17 protein-coding genes are annotated in these 18,253 nt (G+C 63.4%); 12 read left to right on the top strand and 5 right to left on the bottom strand.

Going from position 1 to position 18,253, the window contains the following annotated elements; genetic code table 11:
* Window positions 1–21: 21 nt before the first annotated feature.
* From FJV83_RS14740 to FJV83_RS14710, 7 genes are all read left to right on the top strand, one after another.
* Entirely contained in the window at window positions 22–795 is a 774-nt protein-coding gene (locus tag FJV83_RS14740; RefSeq protein ID WP_142886571.1) for an enoyl-CoA hydratase, read from the top strand.
* A gap of 181 nt (window positions 796–976) precedes the next feature.
* Window positions 977–1,243: a 30S ribosomal protein S20 gene (rpsT, locus tag FJV83_RS14735; protein ID WP_010913342.1), complete on the top strand. Its 267-nt coding sequence runs from the start codon at window positions 977–979 to the stop codon at window positions 1,241–1,243.
* Window positions 1,244–2,095: 852 nt separating this feature from the next.
* Window positions 2,096–3,640: a chromosomal replication initiator protein DnaA gene (dnaA, locus tag FJV83_RS14730; RefSeq protein WP_142886570.1), complete on the top strand. Its 1,545-nt coding sequence runs from the start codon at window positions 2,096–2,098 to the stop codon at window positions 3,638–3,640.
* Between the two features lie 306 nt (window positions 3,641–3,946).
* Window positions 3,947–5,065 carry a DNA polymerase III subunit beta gene (gene dnaN / locus FJV83_RS14725; protein ID WP_010913340.1) on the top strand — a complete coding sequence of 373 codons (1,119 nt, stop codon included), beginning with the start codon at window positions 3,947–3,949 and terminating at the stop codon, window positions 5,063–5,065.
* Window positions 5,066–5,148: 83 nt separating this feature from the next.
* Window positions 5,149–6,288 carry a DNA replication/repair protein RecF gene (gene recF / locus FJV83_RS14720; RefSeq protein ID WP_142886569.1) on the top strand — a complete coding sequence of 380 codons (1,140 nt, stop codon included), beginning with the start codon at window positions 5,149–5,151 and terminating at the stop codon, window positions 6,286–6,288.
* Window positions 6,289–6,319: 31 nt separating this feature from the next.
* Window positions 6,320–7,072 carry a molybdopterin-synthase adenylyltransferase MoeB gene (locus FJV83_RS14715; protein ID WP_095787285.1) on the top strand — a complete coding sequence of 251 codons (753 nt, stop codon included), beginning with the start codon at window positions 6,320–6,322 and terminating at the stop codon, window positions 7,070–7,072.
* Between the two features lie 14 nt (window positions 7,073–7,086).
* Window positions 7,087–7,563 carry a GNAT family N-acetyltransferase gene (locus FJV83_RS14710; protein WP_142886568.1) on the top strand — a complete coding sequence of 159 codons (477 nt, stop codon included), beginning with the start codon at window positions 7,087–7,089 and terminating at the stop codon, window positions 7,561–7,563.
* Window positions 7,564–7,609: 46 nt separating this feature from the next.
* Here FJV83_RS14710 and FJV83_RS14705 read toward each other — a convergent pair whose 3' ends face one another.
* Window positions 7,610–8,611 (bottom strand): D-glycerate dehydrogenase, encoded by a 1,002-nt coding sequence (locus FJV83_RS14705; RefSeq protein WP_019863085.1) that lies wholly within the window; start codon window positions 8,609–8,611, stop codon window positions 7,610–7,612.
* 148 nt (window positions 8,612–8,759) lie between these two features.
* Between FJV83_RS14705 and FJV83_RS14700 the strand changes: the two genes are divergently transcribed.
* Window positions 8,760–9,320, top strand: a complete 561-nt coding sequence (locus FJV83_RS14700; RefSeq protein ID WP_095771836.1) for an SH3 domain-containing protein — start codon at window positions 8,760–8,762, stop codon at window positions 9,318–9,320.
* On the opposite strand, the gene FJV83_RS14695 is transcribed toward FJV83_RS14700, so the two are convergent.
* Both FJV83_RS14695 and irrA read right to left on the bottom strand, forming a co-directional pair.
* Entirely contained in the window at window positions 9,310–9,777 is a 468-nt protein-coding gene (locus tag FJV83_RS14695) for a DUF4260 domain-containing protein (protein ID WP_246691864.1), read from the bottom strand. The two genes, FJV83_RS14700 and FJV83_RS14695, sit on opposite strands and share 11 nt — an antisense overlap.
* Window positions 9,774–10,205: an iron response transcriptional regulator IrrA gene (gene irrA / locus FJV83_RS14690; protein WP_010913333.1), complete on the bottom strand. Its 432-nt coding sequence runs from the start codon at window positions 10,203–10,205 to the stop codon at window positions 9,774–9,776. Before irrA ends, FJV83_RS14695 begins: the two co-directional genes overlap by 4 nt.
* 242 nt (window positions 10,206–10,447) lie before the next feature.
* On the opposite strand from irrA, the gene fabA reads away from it, so the two are divergent.
* The 4 genes from fabA to FJV83_RS14670 all read left to right on the top strand — a co-directional run bounded on the left by fabA (window position 10,448) and on the right by FJV83_RS14670 (window position 14,776).
* Entirely contained in the window at window positions 10,448–10,963 is a 516-nt protein-coding gene (gene fabA / locus FJV83_RS14685) for a 3-hydroxyacyl-[acyl-carrier-protein] dehydratase FabA (RefSeq protein WP_095771834.1), read from the top strand.
* 49 nt (window positions 10,964–11,012) lie between these two features.
* Complete coding sequence (fabB, locus tag FJV83_RS14680; protein ID WP_142886567.1) at window positions 11,013–12,233, top strand: beta-ketoacyl-ACP synthase I; 1,221 nt, start codon at window positions 11,013–11,015, stop codon at window positions 12,231–12,233.
* A gap of 31 nt (window positions 12,234–12,264) precedes the next feature.
* Window positions 12,265–13,068 (top strand): enoyl-ACP reductase FabI, encoded by an 804-nt coding sequence (gene fabI, locus FJV83_RS14675; RefSeq protein WP_010913330.1) that lies wholly within the window; start codon window positions 12,265–12,267, stop codon window positions 13,066–13,068.
* Window positions 13,069–13,231: 163 nt separating this feature from the next.
* Window positions 13,232–14,776 carry a bifunctional diguanylate cyclase/phosphodiesterase gene (locus tag FJV83_RS14670; RefSeq protein WP_142877135.1) on the top strand — a complete coding sequence of 515 codons (1,545 nt, stop codon included), beginning with the start codon at window positions 13,232–13,234 and terminating at the stop codon, window positions 14,774–14,776.
* Between the two features lie 5 nt (window positions 14,777–14,781).
* On the opposite strand, the gene FJV83_RS14665 is transcribed toward FJV83_RS14670, so the two are convergent.
* Window positions 14,782–15,792 (bottom strand): class I SAM-dependent methyltransferase, encoded by a 1,011-nt coding sequence (locus FJV83_RS14665; protein ID WP_142886566.1) that lies wholly within the window; start codon window positions 15,790–15,792, stop codon window positions 14,782–14,784.
* A gap of 123 nt (window positions 15,793–15,915) precedes the next feature.
* Window positions 15,916–18,063: a polyribonucleotide nucleotidyltransferase gene (gene pnp, locus FJV83_RS14660; RefSeq protein WP_095771830.1), complete on the bottom strand. Its 2,148-nt coding sequence runs from the start codon at window positions 18,061–18,063 to the stop codon at window positions 15,916–15,918.
* Window positions 18,064–18,253: the final 190 nt, after the last annotated feature.

Here is an 18,253-nt window from a genome sequence, read left to right as displayed (position 1 = left end):
GTGGAGCGAGGAGAAGCAGCCATGGCCTATGAAACGATCATCACCGAGACGCGCGGCAAGGTCGGACTGGTCACTCTGAACCGGCCAAAGGCGCTCAATGCGCTGAACCTTCAGCTTCTGGCCGAACTGGTCGGGGCCGTGAAGGACTTCGACGCCGACGCCGGCATCGGCGCCGTGGTCATTACAGGTTCCGACAAGGCCTTTGCCGCTGGCGCCGACATCAAGGAAATGCAGGCAATCTCCTTTGCGGACGCCTATCTGCAGGACCTGTTCGGCGGCTGGGAAGACCTGACGCGGGTGCGCAAACCCGTTATCGCCGCGGTGGCCGGCTATGCGCTCGGCGGCGGATGCGAACTGGCAATGATGTGCGACTTCATCATTGCCGCCGACACGGCCAAATTCGGTCAGCCCGAAATCACGCTCGGCGTCATTCCCGGCATGGGCGGGTCGCAACGCCTGACCCGGTTTGTCGGCAAGTCGAAGGCAATGGACATGTGCCTGACCGGACGGATGATGGATGCGGCGGAAGCCGAGCGCTCAGGTCTGGTGTCGCGGGTCGTGCCCGCCGCCGAGCTTGTCGAGGAGGCGGTCAAGGCGGCCGCCAAGATCGCCGACTTCTCGCTGCCGTCGGTGATGATGGCGAAGGAAGCCGTCAACCGTTCCTATGAGACGACGCTGGCCGAGGGATTGCGGTTCGAACGTCGTCTGTTCCATTCGCTTTTCGCGCTCGAAGACCAGAAGGAAGGCATGGCGGCCTTCGCCGAAAAGCGGAAGCCGAATTTCGCCAATCGGTAGAGCCTTGCCGGCCCGCGATCGAAACCCTGTGGCGTCGGCCAAAAAGAACGCCAGGCAGCGTTGACGCGCCGGAAAAGCTGAACTATAAGCCGCACCAACCGAGGCGGCCCTGTGGCTGCCCGTTTGTTTTTTGCGCCCTGCGGCATGCCGCGTGCGCCGACCAGATCAGAAGAGAGGCATCATGGCCAACACATCCTCGGCCAAAAAGGCAACGCGCAAGATCGCCCGCCGCGCGGCGATCAACAAGAACCGCCGCTCGCGCGTGCGCACCTATGTCCGCCAGGTCGAAGAGGCGCTCGCCTCCGGTGACAAGGCAGCCGCGCAGGCCGCCTTCAAGGCCGCCGAGCCGGAATTGATGCGTGCCGCAACCAAGGGCGTCATCCACAAGAACACGGCGTCCCGCAAGGTGTCGCGCCTGGCCGCACGGCTCAAGGTGCTGTCGGCCTAACATCGCTATACAGACTAGCTTGTCTAAAACCCGGCCGATCGCGCCGGGTTTTTTTCGTTTGCCGGCAAGTACTTAAAAAGAATGCTCGGAAACGGCGCCTAGGGCGGCTTCCAAGCTTTCAAATGCTTTGCCGGCACATACATGCCCGCCGATGGTTGGCACGCTTAAAAAGCGTCGCCCAGGAAATCCTTGGCTATCAGAAATAAGCAATATTTTTCAGACAGTTAGCAATGGTCATCCACAGCATGTCCACAGCGCTCCAAAGGGACGGGAGGACAACTGGCTGTCAAGCGAATTATTTCAGAATATTTCGTATCGGCCCGGCTTTTTCATATTCGCCGGAAAAGGGTTTGAATCACAATGGCTTTGTCAAAATACGCCGCTGCGGTATGGCGCCCGAAGGCGCCGGAGGTAACCAGATTCCTTAAAAATCCGTTAGACGTGGCCTTGCCCTATCCACAGCGATTTCGGTAATGTCCATCCATCGAAGGGGACGGGCCTCTGGTCCTTAACCCAGCCTGACGCGGCCAGCTTAAATTGGCGGGATTTGCGACGCGGATCAATTCCGCGGACGGCTTTGGTTTGCTCTTTTCGATACGGTAGGGGACTGGCGTAACGAGACATGGCAGGTTGACAGCGCGCCGGCGTTTTTCGCCGGACGATGTTGTATTGCCCTGACATACCCAACGCGGACTGGCTTCCATGGGCCGGCACCGGTTCCCTACGGATTGTGGCGACGTTCATTGCCGGCGGCGGCAACGGGCATCGTAGCGAAGACACAGTCGCTGGAACAAGGATGCAGGAGGCGCATCCCCGGCGGAAAACAGGTACAGAAAGACAAGGAACTCGATCATGCAGAGCGGCATCGAAAGGGAGCTTACGGGCGACCTCCCATTTCCTGGAACTTTGATCGGAGCAAACGAGATGGCGGTCTCCAGCGACGCGGAACAGAAGTTCGACCGGGTCAAAGCCCAGTTGAAGGCGCGTCTGGGAGCTGAAGTCTATTCGAGCTGGTTCGGCCGCATGAAGGTCGCGGAAGCGTCCAAGGGCATTGTCCGCATCTCGGTCCCCACCGCGTTCCTGCGCTCGTGGATCAATGGCCATTACCTCGACCTCATCTCCGAACTGTGGAAGCAGGAGGATGCCGATCTCCTCAAGATCGAGATCGTGGTGCGCACGGCCACTCGTCAGGGGCGCAGCCATGTCGAACCGGAATTGGCGCCGGCTCGCAAGATGACACGGCAGACGCAGACGGCGCTGGCCGCCGGCACCGTAAGCCCCGGCAGGGTCGAACGGCCCCCGGTACCGCGCCCGGGTGCGGCGGTCGAGAGCGAGTTCCGCCATAATGTTCTGGGGTCGCCGCTTGATCCGCGCTACACGTTCGGCTCCTTCATCGAGGGGCCGTCGAACCGGGTGGCGTTCGCCGCCGCCAAGGCCGTGGCGGAATCGCAGTCGAGCGCCGTGCGTTTCAATCCACTATTCCTGCATGCGACCGTCGGGCTCGGCAAGACCCACCTGCTGCAGGCCATCGCGGCGGAATCGCTGAAGCAGAACCCGAAGTCCCGCGTCGTCTATCTCACCGCGGAATATTTCATGTGGCGCTTCGCCACGGCGATCCGCGACAACAACGCGCTGACGCTCAAGGAGCAGCTGCGCGACATCGACCTCCTGATCATCGACGACATGCAGTTCCTGCAGGGCAAGTCGATCCAGCATGAATTCTGCCATTTGATCAACATGCTGCTCGACAGCGCCAAGCAGGTCGTTGTCGCTGCCGACCGGCCGCCGTCGGAGCTGGAATCGCTGGAGCCGCGCGTCCGCTCGCGTCTCAATGGCGGCGTCGCGCTTGAAATGTCGGCGCCCGATTTCGCCATGCGCCTCGGCATGCTCAAGCTGCGCCTGGCCACGGCCAGGGTCGACGACGCATCGCTCGATATTTCCGAAGAGATCCTCAATCACGTCGCCCGCACCGTGACCGGCAGCGGACGCGAACTGGAGGGCGCCTTCAATCAGCTGCTGTTCCGGCAGTCGTTCGAGCCGCAGATCACCATCGACCGCATCGATGAGATCCTCGGCCACATCTATCGCACCGGCGAGCCGAAGCGGGTCCGCATTGAGGACATCCAGCGCATCGTGGCGCGCCACTACAATGTGTCGAAGACCGAATTGCTTTCCAACCGGCGCACGCGCACCATCGTCAAGCCACGGCAGGTCGCGATGTACCTGTCGAAGGTGATGACGCCCCGCTCACTGCCGGAAATCGGACGGCGCTTCGGCGGCCGCGACCACACCACCGTGCTGCACGCCGTGCGCAAGATCGAAGACCTTTCCGGCAATGACAACACGCTGGCACAGGAACTCGAGCTGCTGCGACGGCTGATCAACGATCAGGCCTGATCGGGCCCGGAACAGGCAAGCCGGAACTGCGTTAGAATTCAACGGCTTGCCTGCCCAGCTGTCGGTCCGGAATGGGCTCGCGGCATCGACCGGCGACGATCCAGATTCCGGAATCAGCACACCGGCAGGAGGTCTTCGCGGCGTTTATCCCCAGAAAGCCCGCGAAGCCGGCCCGAACCGGTGTCGCGGGCTTGCGTTTGCTAGCTTTTTCCTGTCAGTTTACGCAGATTCTGAGCCTGTTCAGACCTTTCGCGGGGCGCCGCCAGCCGGAGACCCGCTCATCCTTTCAAGCGAGCCTGTTTCGTCATGCGTGTTATCCTGGAACGGTCAAATCTCCTGAAGTCGCTCAACCACGTCCACCGTGTGGTCGAACGGCGCAACACGATACCGATCCTGTCCAATGTGCTGCTCAGCGCCGAAGGCGCCAGCCTGGAAATGAAGGCCACCGACCTCGACCTGGAGGTGACGGAAGCAACGCCAGCCAAGGTGGAGCGTGGTGGGGCGACGACGGTCCCCGCGCATCTGCTCTACGACATCGTGCGCAAGCTTTCGGACGGCGCCGAGGTGATGCTGAAAACGGACGAGGACGGCAACGCCATGACGGTGACGTCGGGCCGCTCGAGCTTCCGCCTGCAGTGCCTGCCGCAATCCGATTTCCCCGAACTTTCGGCCGGATCGTTCTCGCATATCTTCCGGCTCGACTCGGTTGCCCTGAAGGGGCTGATCGAGAAGACGCAGTTCGCCATTTCCACCGAGGAGACGCGCTATTATCTCAACGGCATCTACCTGCACACGCATGAAGTCGGCGGCAAGCTGAAGCTGCGCTCGGTGGCGACCGACGGCCACCGCCTGGCGCGCGCCGAAATCGACGCGCCAGCAGGTTCCGAAGGCATGCCGGGCATCATCATTCCGCGCAAGACGGTGAGCGAGCTGCAGAAACTGGTCGACGATCCGGATGTCGCCGTGACCACCGAACTATCCGATACCAAGATCCGCTTCACCATCGGCAGCGTGGTCCTGACCTCGAAGCTGATCGACGGCACCTTCCCCGATTATCAGCGGGTCATTCCGACGGGCAACGACAAGAAGCTGATCCTCGACCGCCAGAGCTTTGCCGCTGCGGTCGATCGCGTCTCGACCATTTCCTCCGAACGCGGCCGCGCGGTGAAGCTTTCGATCAGCGAAGGCCAGGTGACGCTTGCGGTCAACAACCCGGATTCCGGCAGCGCCACCGAGGAACTGGCTGCCGATTACTCGTCCGACCCGATCGAGATCGGCTTCAACGCCAAATATCTGCTCGATGTCGCCGCGCAGCTGACCGGCACGGAAGCCAAATTCATGCTGGCCGATGCCGGCTCGCCGACCCTGATCCACGACATGGCCGACGAGACCGCGCTTTACGTGCTGATGCCGATGCGGGTGTAGCCGGCGCTGCATCATCGATCCGGCGCTGCGACAGGACCGGCGGCAAGAACAATGATTGCGGCACTTCTACAGGCGGATAGCGGTTGCCGGCACAGACGCATATAAGTAAGCTTACACTTACTAATTTCCGCAACTATGCGGCGCTGGCGATCGATCTCGCCCCGGGCGCAGTCGTGTTTTCCGGCGACAATGGCGCCGGCAAAACCAACCTGCTCGAAGCGATTTCCTTTCTGACGCCCGGGCGTGGCTTGCGCCGTGCCCCTTACGCCGATGTCGCGCGCGAAGGCGGCGATGGCGGCTTTGCGCTGCATGCCCGGCTCGACGGGCCCGACGGCCAGGTCGAGATCGGCACGGGCATTTCCGTCGGCGAGGGCGAAGGCGGAAGGCGCGTTCGCATCAACGGCGCGACCGCCCGATCGGCCGAAGACATGCTGGAATGGCTGCGCGTGGTGTGGCTGACGCCGGCCATGGACGCGCTTTTCACCGGACCGGCCGCGGATCGCCGGCGCTTTCTCGACCGGCTGGTGCTGGCGATCGATCCCGGCCACGGCCAGCGTGCGCTCGCCTACGAAAAGGCCATGCGCGGCCGTAATCGCCTGCTTACGGATGGATCTCGCGACGATCGCTGGTTCGAGGCGATCGAGACGCAGATGGCCGAAACCGGCGTCGCCATTGCGGCGGCGCGCGCCGAACTGGTGCGCCTGCTCGCCGCCATGATCGACAGGCTGCCCGACACGGGGCCGTTCCCGCAGGCCGACATCAGCCTTTCGGGCGATCTGGAAGCCGAGGTTTCCAGCGCGCCGGCGGTCGATGTCGAGGAGCGGTTCCGCCGCGCGCTCGCCGGTGGACGTGATCGCGATCGTGCCGCGGGACGAACGCTCGAAGGCCCGCACCGTTCCGATCTCCTGGTGCGGCACCGGCCCAAGGCGATGCCGGCCGAGCTTTGTTCGACCGGCGAGCAGAAGGCCTTGCTGGTCGGCATCGTGCTCTCGCACGCACGACTGACCGGCGAGATGTCCGGTATGACGCCGATCCTGCTGCTGGATGAGATCGCCGCCCATCTCGACGGCGGGCGGCGGGCGGCACTGTTCTCGATCCTCGAGGAGTTGAACTGCCAGGCCTTCATGACGGGAACCGATGCCGCGCTGTTCTCCAGCCTCAGGGGGCGTGCGCAATTCCTGACCGTCGACCATGGCACGGTTGGGCCAACCGAAGACGCCTGACAAGGTTTTTCGGCCGCTGTATTGTCCTGACATGACCACTGCGCTCACCGCCGACGAGATCGAACGCTATGCCCGCCACATCGTGCTGCCGGAGGTCGGCGGTGCGGGCCAACAGAAACTCAAGCAAGCGCGCGTCCTGGTGATCGGCGCCGGCGGGCTGGGCGCGCCGGTGCTCGAATACCTTGCGGCGGCCGGCGTCGGCACGCTCGGCATTGTCGACGACGACACCGTGTCGCTCTCCAATCTGCAGCGTCAGGTCATCCACGACACCGATACGGTCGGTAAACTGAAAACCGACAGCGCCAGGGCGGCAATCGCCCGCATCAATCCCAACACCGCGGTCGAGACGCACACGTTCCGGCTGAGCGCCGACAACGCCCCTGCCCTCGTCACCCGCTATGACATCGTGGTCGACGGTTCCGACAATTTCGAGACCCGTTATACGGTGGCCGACGCCTGTGCGAGCGCGCGGAAACCCCTGGTGCATGCCGCCGTTGGCCGCTTCGATGGGTCGGTGACGGTGCTGAAGCCTTTCGAGGTCGGCAAGGATGGCAGGCCTAACCCGGGCTATCGCGATCTCTTTCCCGAAGCGCCACCGCCAGGCCTGGTGCCGTCCTGCGCCGAGGCCGGGGTGCTTGGTGCGCTCACCGGCGTCGTCGGCACGCTGCAGGCGATGGAGGCGATCAAGCTGATCACCGGCATTGGCGAGCCGCTGGTCGGCCGACTGCTGCTCTACGACGCGCTCGCCGCGCGCTTTGAGACGATCCGCTACGCCAGGCGCTGATCTTGGAGCGGACCATGCCCTTCTCCATCGACCGCATTCCGGCCGATTTCGGCCGCTGGGACGAGGTGCTTGCCTTGATCATGCGTGCTTTCGCCTTCATGGACGGCGTCATCGACCCTCCGTCCTCGGCTCACCTGCTCACCGTCGACACACTGCGCGACAAGGCCCGGCGGGAGACCGGGTTCGTGGCCATCGATGGCGACAGGATCGTCGGCTGCGTCTTCGCTGAGGAAAGGGCCGACGATCTTTACGTCGGCAAGCTCGCCGTCGCCCCGGACTGCCAGGGGCAAGGCATCGGCCGGCGACTGATGCAGTCGGTCGAACGTCTCGCGCTCGATCGCGGCAAGGCGGCGCTGGAACTGCAGACGCGCATCGAGCTTACCGCCAATCACGCCGCCTTTGCCCGCCTCGGCTTTCACGAGACCGGGCGGACGGCGCATGAGGGCTACGCCAAGCCGACATCGATCACCATGCGCAAGGCCCTTTCGTAAGCCTTGGCTTGCATTTGAAGAACAGGGAGCGCGGCGCGCGATACCGTCAGGTTCTGAGCGGCAGCACGCGGTCGGGCGGGCGGTGACCGTCAACGAAGGCCCGGATGTTGATGATGACTTTCTCGCCCATGTCGATGCGGCCCTCGAGCGTCGCCGAACCCATATGCGGCAAAAGCACGACCTTGTGCCGGGCGGCAAGCTTGAGCAGCTTGGCATTGAGCGCCGGCTCATGCTCGTAGACGTCGAGGCCGGCGCCGGCGATCTTGCCGTCCTGGATCAGCTTGACCAGCGCTTCCTCGTCGATGATGTCGCCGCGCGCGGTGTTGACGACATAGGCCGTCGGCTGCAGCAGCGCCAAGCGACGTGCCGACAGAAGATGGAAGGTCGCTGGCGTCGACGGACAATTGACGGAGATGATGTCCATGCGGGCCAGCATCTGGTCGAGGCTCTCCCAATAGGTCGCCTCCAGCCCGTCCTCGACCGCCGGCAAAACGCGATGGCGGTTGTGATAGTGGATGGACAGGCCGAAAGCCTTGGCCCGACGCGCGACGGCCGTGCCGATGCGGCCCATGCCGACGATGCCCAGCCGCTTGCCCCAGATGCGCCGGCCAAGCATCCAGGTCGGCGACCAGCCGGCCCATTTCTTGTCGCCGGTGAGCACATTGGCGCCCTCCGCGAGCCGGCGCGGCACCGCCAGCATCAGCGCCATGGTCATGTCGGCGGTGTCTTCGGTCAGCACATTAGGCGTGTTGGTGACGGTGATGCCCCTCTTGGCGGCAGCGGCCACGTCGATCTTGTCGACGCCGTTGCCGAAATTGGCGATCAGCTTGAGGTTGTCGCCGGCCTGGGCGATCAGCGCCGCGTCGATCTGGTCGGTCACCGTCGGCACCAGCACGTCGGCTTCCTTGACCGCGGCGACCAGCTCGGGCTGCGTCATCGGCCTGTCCTCGACATTCAGCCTGGCGTCGAACAGCTCGCGCATGCGGGTCTCGACCGGGTCGGGCAGCTTTCGCGTGATGACCACGAGAGGCTTCTTTTTGCCTACCATTGTTTCCCTCGTTGAGACCTCTTTAACCAAGACCGGCGAAACTGAAAGCCGGTCGCGGTAGCCGATTTACCCATGTAACAAGCGGTGCCGCCGAAGACAAAGAAAAAGGGGCGCCAAGGCCACCGGGCCGGCGCCGAAAGGAACGAAAGTGTCTGGTTTCGCGTCGCTTCGCCTGGCCATCAGCGCAGCATTTCTCGGCGCTCTCCTCTATTCCCCGCTTGCCGTGGCGCAGGGCGCGGCCGCGCCCGCCCAGAGCGCCGTCACGCTCGGGCCGAGCGGCCTGCCGCTGCCGCGATTCGTCAGCCTGAAGTCGGGCCGCGTCAATTCGCGCGTCGGCCCCGGCGCCAACTACTCGGTCGACTGGATGTATATGAAGGCCGGCCTGCCGATGGAGGTCGTCCAGGAATTCGACACGTGGCGCCGCGTGCGCGACGCCGATGGCTCGGAGGGCTGGATCAACCAGTCGCTGCTGTCAGGCCGGCGCACGGCGATCATCGCGCCCTGGCAGCGCGGCAAGGGTGCCCAGATCAACCTTATGAAAAGTCCCGACAAGGATGCTCGTGTGGTGGCGATCGTCGAGCCGGGCGTCATGGGCACGATCAAGTCCTGCGACGGCCAGTGGTGCGAAATGACGCTCGACGGCCACACCGGCTGGCTCGCCCAGGCCGCGGTCTGGGGCGCCTATCCCGGAGAGCGGGTCAAGGACTGAGCTCGTCCCGCTTACGCCCGATGCGGCCGAGGTGGGTGTCCTGAAAACCGGTTGGCAGTTTCAGGCCGTAGCCCAGTGCGCGGTCGATGGCGATGTGGGCGATCCAGATCAGTGCGACCGCGATCGCGACCGCATGACCGGACAGGTACCCGACGAGCAGCAGCAGCACCGGTACGATGAGGATGTGCAGGGCGTTGTAGGCGATGGCGCCGGTGCGCGGCCCGCCGAGATACCCGAACATTGACAGGTCCGGCGCCAGGATGAGCAATCCGAAGAGCCACCAGGAAACGCCTGACCAAGCGTAGAAGACGATCGCAACGGCCGCCACGACAGCCCATTCGAGGCGGATTATCAGGGCGAGGGGCTTCATCCCTGGCAGATTACTCTGGCCTGACAGATTATTCTGGCCTGACAGATCACTGCCGGCCGATCCGATTGTTCTGGCCTCACCGGTCATTCCTGGCGCTTGGGGCGCAGCCTCACCACGATGTCGACATTGGCGATTTCCATGCCCTCGGGCGGATCCGGCAGGTTGGTGACCGTCACCGGACCGTTCGCGATGTCGAAAATCCGGTTTTCGCCTTCGATGTAGAAATGATGGTGGTCGGAGGTGTTGGTGTCGAAATAGGTCTTGGCGCCCTCGACGGCGAGGATGCGCAGCAGCCCCGCCTGTGTGAACTGGTGGAGCGCGTTGTAGACCGTAGCCAGCGACACCGGCACGCCGGCGGCCAGCGCCTCCTCGTGCAGTTCCTCGGCCGAGAGATGGCGATCGCCCTTGGCGAAAAGCAGGTCGGCCAGCGCAATGCGCTGCCGTGTCGGCCTCAGGCCGGCCTCACGTACCCGCTTGTCCACAGCGACATTTTCCTTCCGGCAGCCCCGGTCCATCTGGTCTTCCAAGCCAACAGTCCCGCTTCAAGACACGCCCAGAATGGCAAAAAAATGAATGTCTGCCGAAACCGGACCCCTGTTGACATATATTCGGTCGTCCGAATGCGATCAATAGCGCGCATTGACCCGGGCAGACTGGCGGGTTAAGCGCAAACGCCGGTTTCCGGCCTGAAACAGATTGTGTTAGGACACCAACGACAAGGGCGCGCTACCGCCCGGACGATATGGGGACGAGATTGATGCCGGGTAAATCCAGCTACGACTACGAAGAATTGCTGGCCTGCGCCCGCGGCGAGCTGTTCGGAGAGGGCAATGCCCAGCTGCCCTACCCGCCGATGCTGATGTTCGACCGTATCACCGAGATCAGCGAGACCGGCGGCGCCTTCGACAAGGGCTTTATCCGTGCGGAGTTCGATATCAAGCCGGACCTGTGGTTCTTTGCCTGCCATTTTATCGGCAATCCGATCATGCCAGGGTGCCTCGGCCTGGACGCCTTATGGCAGTTGACCGGCTTCTACCTTGGCTGGCTCGGCGAACCCGGCAAGGGAATGGCGCTGTCGACCGGTGAGGTCAAGTTCAAGGGCATGGTCACGCCATCGGTCAAGAAGGTCGAGTATGGCGTGGATTTCAAGCGTGTCATGCGCGGCCGGTTGGTGCTGGGCATCGCCGATGGCTGGATGAAGGCGGATGGCGAGCCCATATATGCGGCGACGGACCTGAAGGTCGGTCTGTCCAAGCAGTCGGCGGTCGGTTGACCGCACCCTTGGCCGACCCACTGGCCAGCATCCCTGGAAGGAGTTGCGAATGAGACGTGTCGTAGTCACAGGCCTCGGCATCGTGTCGTCGATCGGCAACAATGCCAACGAGGTGCAGACCTCGCTGCATGACGCCAGATCCGGCATCAGCTTTTCCGATTCCTTTGCCGAGCACGGCTTCCGCTGCCAGGTCTGGGGCGCACCGACACTCGACCCCTCGGCCATGATCGATCGCCGCGCGATGCGCTTCCTGAGCCAAGGAGCTGCCTGGAACCACGTCGCCATGGACCAGGCGATCGCCGATGCGGGCCTCGGCGAAAGCGACATCACCAATGAGCGCACCGGTATCGTCATGGGCTCGGGCGGCCCCTCCACCCGCACCATCGTCGAGGCGGCCGAGACCACGCTGAAGAACGGCAGCCCCAAGCGCATCGGCCCCTTCGCGGTGCCGAAGGCGATGTCGTCGACCGCGTCGGCAACGCTGGCCACCTGGTTCAAGATCCACGGCGTCAACTACTCGATCTCGTCGGCCTGCTCGACCTCGGCGCATTGCATCGGCAATGGCTACGAGCTGGTCCAGTGGGGCAAGCAGGACATGGTCTTTGCCGGCGGCCACGAGGATCTCGACTGGACGATGTCGGACCTGTTCGACGCCATGGGCGCCATGTCGTCCAAGTTCAACGACAGGGCCTCGGCCGCTTCCCGAGCCTATGACGTCAATCGCGACGGCTTCGTCATCGCCGGCGGCGCCGGCGTGCTGGTGCTGGAAGAACTGGAGCATGCCAAGGCGCGCGGCGCCAAGATCTACGCCGAGATCGTCGGCTACGGCGCGACCTCGGACGGTTTCGACATGGTGGCACCCTCCGGCGAAGGCGCGGTCCGCTGCATGCGCCAGGCGCTGGCGACGGTGTCCACGCCGGTCGACTACATCAACACCCACGGCACCTCGACGCCGGTGGGGGATTCCAAGGAAATGGGCGCCATCCGCGAGGTGTTCGGCGAAAAAATGCCGTTCATCACCTCGACGAAGTCGCTGACCGGCCATTCGCTGGGCGCGGCCGGCGTTCAGGAGTCGATCTATTCGATCCTGATGATGCAAGGCGGCTTCATCGGCGAAAGCGCCCATATCGAGACCCTCGACCCCGAATTCGAGGGCATGCCGATCGTGCGCAAGCGCATCGACAACGCCAAGATCGATACCGTCCTGTCAAACTCCTTCGGTTTCGGTGGCACCAACGCAACGCTGATTTTCCAGCGCTATGCCGCATAAGGCCAGCGGTTTTCTAAAAGGATTGCCTGCCATGGACGGATTGATGAAGGGCAAGCGCGGGCTTGTCATGGGTGTCGCCAACGATCATTCGATCGCCTGGGGCATCGCCAAGAAATTGTCCGAACATGGGGCGGAGCTCGCGTTCACCTATCAGGGCGACGCCTTCGGCCGCCGGGTCAAGCCGCTCGCCGACAAGCTCGGCGCCTCGCTGGTCGTTCCCTGCGATGTCGAGGACAGCGCTTCGGTCGCCGCCACGTTCGAGACGCTCGGCAAGGAATGGGGCGGACTGGACTTCGTCGTCCACGCCATCGGCTTTTCCGACAAGAATGAGTTGAAGGGCCTCTACGCCGACACCAGCCGGGACAATTTCGTCCGCACCATGGTGATCTCCTGCTACTCCTTCACCGAAGTGGCGCGCAACGCCGCGGCCCTGATGACGGAAGGCGGCTCGATGATCACGCTGACCTATGCCGGTTCGGTGCGCGTCATGCCGAACTACAATGTCATGGGCGTCGCCAAGGCCGGCCTCGAGGCCAGCGTGCGCTACCTTGCCAACGACTACGGTCCGCGTGGCATCCGGGTGAACGGCATCTCGGCGGGCCCGGTACGCACGCTCGCCGGCGCCGGCATTTCGGACGCCCGTCACATGTTCTCGTACCAGCAGCGCAACTCGCCGTTGCGCCGCACGGTGACCATCGACGAGGTCGGCGGCTCCGCGCTTTATTTGCTGTCCGACCTTGCCTCGGGCGTCACCGGCGAAATCCACTATGTCGATTCCGGCTATCACATCGTCTCCATGCCGACGCTCGACGAGTTGAAGCAGACGGATGGCTAACCGGCCCTTACGGATCAAGGCGCCACGCTTTGGGCAACCGTTTGGAGAAATGGCTCTCTTTCCAGTAAAGAAAATAATCTTCTCCAGTAAAATTGGATACATTCGCGGAAACTCATTTTAAGGGGATTTCCGCTATAGAGTCCCGCAATCTGGGGACCTTTGAATGACTGCCGTCAGCAACCCGAAGCGAACACCGGTGTTCCGACTGCTCACGATAGCGAGTTCGGGCATTGGCAGTTTTGTCCTCGGCATCTGGGGCCTGAAGCACGGCCTCGGCGATGGGTTTGCCGGCATATCGATGGACATGATGGTCGCGATCATGGCTGCGCTTTGCGCGCTGGCGGCGTCGGTGGCGGCCATGTCGTTCTTCGCCGGCGTCGATGAATCGGCGGATTTCGTCTTCAACGAAACCCATTTCGACAAGCTGACCGGACTGCTGGCGCGCCCGGCGATGGTCGGCAAGGTCGCCGAGGCGGCATGCGCGACAAGCCGGACCGGAGAACCGGTGTTCCTGATCGACATCGACATCGACCGGTTCAAGCAGATCAACGACGCGATCGGCTATACGCAGGGCGACGAGTTGATCCGCGCCTTCACCAAGCGGCTGCAGACCTGCGTGCCCGCACGCGCCCTGGTCGGGCGTATCGGCGCCGGCGAGTTCGCGGTGCTGCTTGCGGATCATCAGATCCAGGGAACGATGGAAAGCATGGTCGAAAGGCTCATCGACGAAATGATGGAGCCCTATGAACTGAGCACCCATCAGCAATCGGTGAGCCTGTCGGTGGGTATCGTGGCCATGCCCAAGGATGGCGTCGATCCGGTCCCTATCCTGCGCCGCTCCAACCTGGCGCTGCAGAATGCGCGCGCCGGCGGGGTCGGCAACTGGTCGGTGTTCAACAGCGAGATGGGGCGTGTCGCCGATCATCGTCAATGGGTCGAATCCGAACTGCACACCGCTTTCGAGCGCGGAGACTTCGACCTGCACTATCAGCCACAGCTCGACCTGCCGACCGGCCGCATCATCGGCTACGAGGCGCTGATCCGCTGGAACCATCCCGAACGCGGCATGATCCCACCCTTGGAGTTCATCCAGATCGCCGAGGAAACCGGGATGATCCACCCGATCGGCGAATGGGTTCTGCGCAAGGCCTGCAGCGATGCCCGTCATCTGCCGGACGACTGTTTCGTCGCCGTCAACATCTCGCCGGTCCAGTTCATGACCAAGGACTTCGTCGGCATCGTGCGCGACACCATGCGGGCCACCGGCATCAAGCCCTCGCGGCTTGAGCTGGAAGTCACCGAGACGGCGATGATGCAGGACCGCGACCGCGCGGCCGCTATCCTGAAAGAGCTTGCCGAAATGGGCATCTCCGTTGCCGTCGACGATTTCGGCACCGGTTATTCGAACCTCAGCTATCTCATCGACTTCTCATTCGGCAAGCTGAAGATCGACCGTTCCTTCGTCAGCCGCATCGATACCGATTCCAGCTCCGGCGCTGTCGTCTCGACCATTGTCGGGCTTTCGCGCGCGCTCGGCGTCAGCATCATCGCCGAAGGCGTCGAGACCGAGAGCCAGGCGACGCTGTTGCGGGCGGCCGGCTGCGAGGTGGTGCAGGGTTATTTGTTCGGCCGGCCGGCGCCGCTCCAGTTCAGGCTTGGCGACGAGCACGCCACCGACGAGGTCCGGCGCGTCGCCAACCTGCATTGAGCAAGTCAGCGCCGAGCGGAAAACACCTTGAACATGCCGTCGCGGGCAAGCTCCGCGTGGCTGGCAAAGGCGGCCGACAGCACGGGCTCGTAGGGAAGCTGACGGTTGGCGACCATGAACAGCCTGCCACCGGGCTTCAACGCCTTGGCCGCCGCGCGGATCATGCCGGCGCCGATCTCCGGCTCCGCAGCACGGCTGCGATGAAAGGGCGGGTTCATGGCGACGACGTCGTAACGGCGCTCGACAGGCTCGGCGAGCAGATCCATCCAGAAGAAGCCTTGCGCCACTGTGTTGGCCAAGTTGCCCTTGGCCGCCTCCAGCGCATCGAAATCGGCCTCATAGAGATCGAGACCCGACAGGCCTGACGAGCGGGCAGCCATCTCAGCCGCGACATATCCCCAACCAGCACAGAAATCGGCCGCATTGCCGCGCAGGTCACTGGGCAAATTGTCGACCAGCAGTTTCGAACCCGCATCGACGCGATCGAAGGAGAACATACCAGGTGCGGTGTGGAACCGCTCCTCGATCAGCAAGGCGGGATTGGCGGCGCGAAGCGTGGCTGCGGCCTGCATATCCACAGGGCGGCGCAGCCAGAAGGCGATGCCGTGATATTTCGGCATATGGCCGTCGAGCGGCACGAGCTCGTCGACGCGCTTGCGCAGGCTAGCAATGCCGTCGTCCTTGCCGCCGGCGACGACGACAAGCCCGCCTGGCGCCACGCGCTTGAGGGCCTCGGCGATACGCAGTTCGTTCTGGCCGCGGTGACGGCCCGCGAGCACCAGGGCGGCATCAAATCCGTCCCCCTCGGTTTGCGGCGTGACGGAAAAGCCCGCTGCCTGCAATGCACGGAAATATGGCCGAAAGCCCTGTACGAGATGCAGCGTGGCCTCGAAACCCGACGGCACGCGCAGGCCGGGCTCGGCGCCGAGGAAGAGGATGCGCTCGCCCTTTCGCGGCAAGGCAAGAGCCTCGGCCTCGAACGGATGGAAAAGTGTCTTCAGCGCTTCAGCGGACATGGAAGTGCTCCCAGAGTCTTACGCAATTCCCAAGGGAAAGCGCCTCATACTTTCCTGGAACCGCTCCAAACGAAAACGGGCGCGACATAAGCCGCGCCCGCTTCGATTTTTCCGTCAGATCGCTCAGGCGGCGTCTTCTTCGCCTTCGGCCTTCTTGTCGCGCACGATTTCCTTGCCGGTGGCCTGGTCGACGACCTTCATCGACAGGCGGACCTTGCCGCGCTCGTCGAAGCCCATCAGCTTGACCCAGACCTTGTCGCCTTCCTTGACGACGTCGGAGGTCTTGGCGACGCGCTCGTTGGCGAGCTGCGAGATGTGGACGAGGCCATCACGCGGACCGAAGAAGTTGACGAAGGCGCCGAAGTCGGCGGTCTTGACGACCGTGCCTTCGTAGATTTCGCCGACTTCCGGCTCGGCGACGATGGTGTGGATCCACTTCTTCGCCGCCTCGATCTCCTTGGCGTTCGAAGAAGCGATCTTCACCGTGCCGTCGTCCTCGATGTTGATCTTGGCGCCGGTCTTCTCGACGATCTCGCGGATGACTTTGCCGCCCGAACCGATGACGTCGCGGATCTTGTCGGTCGGGATGTGCATGACCTCGATGCGCGGCGCGAATTCGCCGAGTTCGGGGCGGGCGCCGGTCAGGGCATGAGCCATTTCGCCGAGGATATGCTGGCGGCCGTCCTTGGCCTGATCCAGCGCGATCTTCATGATCTCCTCGGTGATGCCCTCGATCTTGATGTCCATCTGCAGCGAGGTGATGCCGTTGGCGGTGCCGGCGACCTTGAAGTCCATGTCGCCGAGGTGATCCTCGTCGCCCAGGATGTCGGAAAGCACGGCGAAGCGCTCGCCTTCCTTGATCAGGCCCATGGCGATACCGGCAACCGGCTTGGCCAGCGGCACGCCGGCATCCATCAGCGCCAGCGAGGTGCCACAGACGGTGGCCATCGAGGACGAGCCGTTGGACTCGGTGATCTCCGAGACGACGCGCAGCGTGTAGGGGAACTGGTCAGCGCTCGGCAGCATCGGACGGATGGCGCGCCAGGCGAGCTTGCCGTGGCCGATTTCGCGGCGGCCCGGCGAACCCATGCGGCCGGTCTCACCGACGGAATAGGGAGGGAAGTTGTAGTGAAGGAGGAACTTCTCCTTGTACATGCCGGTCAGCGAATCGACATACTGCTCGTCTTCGCCGGTGCCGAGCGTGGCAACGACCAGCGCCTGGGTCTCGCCACGGGTGAACAGCGCCGAACCATGGGTGCGCGGCAGGACGCCGACTTCGGAAACGATCTTGCGGACAGTCTTCAGGTCGCGGCCATCGATGCGCGAGCCGGTGTCGAGGATGTTCCAGCGCACGACCTTGGCCTGCAGTTCCTTGAACACCGAGCCGATCTGCTCGGAGGTGTACTTGGCCTCTTCGCCTTCGGCCGGAGCAAAGGCTGCCTTGACCTTCGCCTTGACGGCGTCGACGGCGGCATAGCGCTGCTGCTTGTCGGTAATCTTGTAAGCCTCACGAAGCTCGTCGCCGACGATCTTCAGCATCTCGGCTTCGAGCGCGGAATAATCCGGCGCGGTGAAGTCGCGTGGCTCCTTGGCGGCAACTTCGGCCAGCTTGATGATGGCGTCGATGACCGGCTGGAAGCCCTTGTGGCCGAACATGACAGCGCCGAGCATCAGCTCTTCGCCAAGTTCCTTGGCTTCCGACTCAACCATCAGCACGGCGTCGGCGGTGCCGGCGACGACTAGGTCGAGCTTGGATTCCTGCATTTCGTCGATGTGCGGGTTGAGGACGTATTCGCCGTTGATGTAGCCGACGCGCGCACCGCCGACCGGGCCCATGAAGGGAACGCCCGACAGGGTCAGAGCGGCCGAGGTGGCTACGATCGACAGGATGTCCGGATCATTCTCGAGGTCATGCTGGACGACCGTGACGACGATCTGCGTGTCGTTCTTGTAGCCGTCGGCGAAGAGTGGACGGATCGGGCGGTCGATGAGGCGCGAAACCAGCGTTTCCTTTTCGCTCGGACGGCCTTCCCGCTTGAAATAGCCGCCCGGGATCTTGCCGGCGGCATAGGTCTTTTCCTGGTAGTTGACGGTCAGCGGAAAGAAATCGAGGCCTGGCTTGGGCTCCTTCATCGAAACGACGGTGGCCAGAACCTTGGTCTCGCCGTAGGTGGCGAGCACAGCGCCGTCAGCCTGACGGGCGATCTTGCCGGTTTCGAGGATGAGCGGGCGACCGCCCCATTCGATTTCCACTTTGTGCTGATTGAACATGTCTTGTCCTTTGTATGAGGAAGGGCCGCGCCGTTTCAGCGTGCGCGGGTGCCCTTTCTTCTGGCTTCCTTTCTCGGGCAGCCACGGGCAAGACAACGGGAGGCTCGGGTCTGTCGGCACGGTGGCCATACGAGCGTCCTGCAATCCTGCCCCATGACCGTCCATGGGCGGCTCCGAGTGGCCCTCTGCA

Origin of the sequence: Mesorhizobium sp. WSM4307, assembly GCF_007003945.1 — a bacterium.
Classification (GTDB): Bacteria; Pseudomonadota; Alphaproteobacteria; order Rhizobiales; family Rhizobiaceae; genus Mesorhizobium.
This window is presented reverse-complemented; position numbering and strand designations above follow the sequence as displayed.

Excerpts from the sequence above, each read along its gene's own strand:
- pnp (WP_095771830.1), bottom strand. The coding sequence starts at position 18,063 with ATGTTCAATCAGCACAAAGTGGAAATCGAATGGGGCGGTCGCCCGCTC.
- FJV83_RS14715 (WP_095787285.1), top strand. The coding sequence starts at position 6,320 with ATGACCACTGCGCTCACCGCCGACGAGATCGAACGCTATGCCCGCCAC.
- FJV83_RS14670 (WP_142877135.1), top strand. The coding sequence starts at position 13,232 with ATGACTGCCGTCAGCAACCCGAAGCGAACACCGGTGTTCCGACTGCTC.
- fabB (WP_142886567.1), top strand. The coding sequence starts at position 11,013 with ATGAGACGTGTCGTAGTCACAGGCCTCGGCATCGTGTCGTCGATCGGC.
- FJV83_RS14740 (WP_142886571.1), top strand. The coding sequence starts at position 22 with ATGGCCTATGAAACGATCATCACCGAGACGCGCGGCAAGGTCGGACTG.
- rpsT (WP_010913342.1), top strand. The coding sequence starts at position 977 with ATGGCCAACACATCCTCGGCCAAAAAGGCAACGCGCAAGATCGCCCGC.
- fabI (WP_010913330.1), top strand. The coding sequence starts at position 12,265 with ATGGACGGATTGATGAAGGGCAAGCGCGGGCTTGTCATGGGTGTCGCC.
- dnaA (WP_142886570.1), top strand. The coding sequence starts at position 2,096 with ATGCAGAGCGGCATCGAAAGGGAGCTTACGGGCGACCTCCCATTTCCT.
- FJV83_RS14665 (WP_142886566.1), bottom strand. The coding sequence starts at position 15,792 with ATGTCCGCTGAAGCGCTGAAGACACTTTTCCATCCGTTCGAGGCCGAG.
- FJV83_RS14705 (WP_019863085.1), bottom strand. The coding sequence starts at position 8,611 with ATGGTAGGCAAAAAGAAGCCTCTCGTGGTCATCACGCGAAAGCTGCCC.
- FJV83_RS14695 (WP_246691864.1), bottom strand. The coding sequence starts at position 9,777 with ATGACCGGTGAGGCCAGAACAATCGGATCGGCCGGCAGTGATCTGTCA.
- dnaN (WP_010913340.1), top strand. The coding sequence starts at position 3,947 with ATGCGTGTTATCCTGGAACGGTCAAATCTCCTGAAGTCGCTCAACCAC.
- irrA (WP_010913333.1), bottom strand. The coding sequence starts at position 10,205 with ATGGACCGGGGCTGCCGGAAGGAAAATGTCGCTGTGGACAAGCGGGTA.
- fabA (WP_095771834.1), top strand. The coding sequence starts at position 10,448 with ATGCCGGGTAAATCCAGCTACGACTACGAAGAATTGCTGGCCTGCGCC.
- FJV83_RS14710 (WP_142886568.1), top strand. The coding sequence starts at position 7,087 with ATGCCCTTCTCCATCGACCGCATTCCGGCCGATTTCGGCCGCTGGGAC.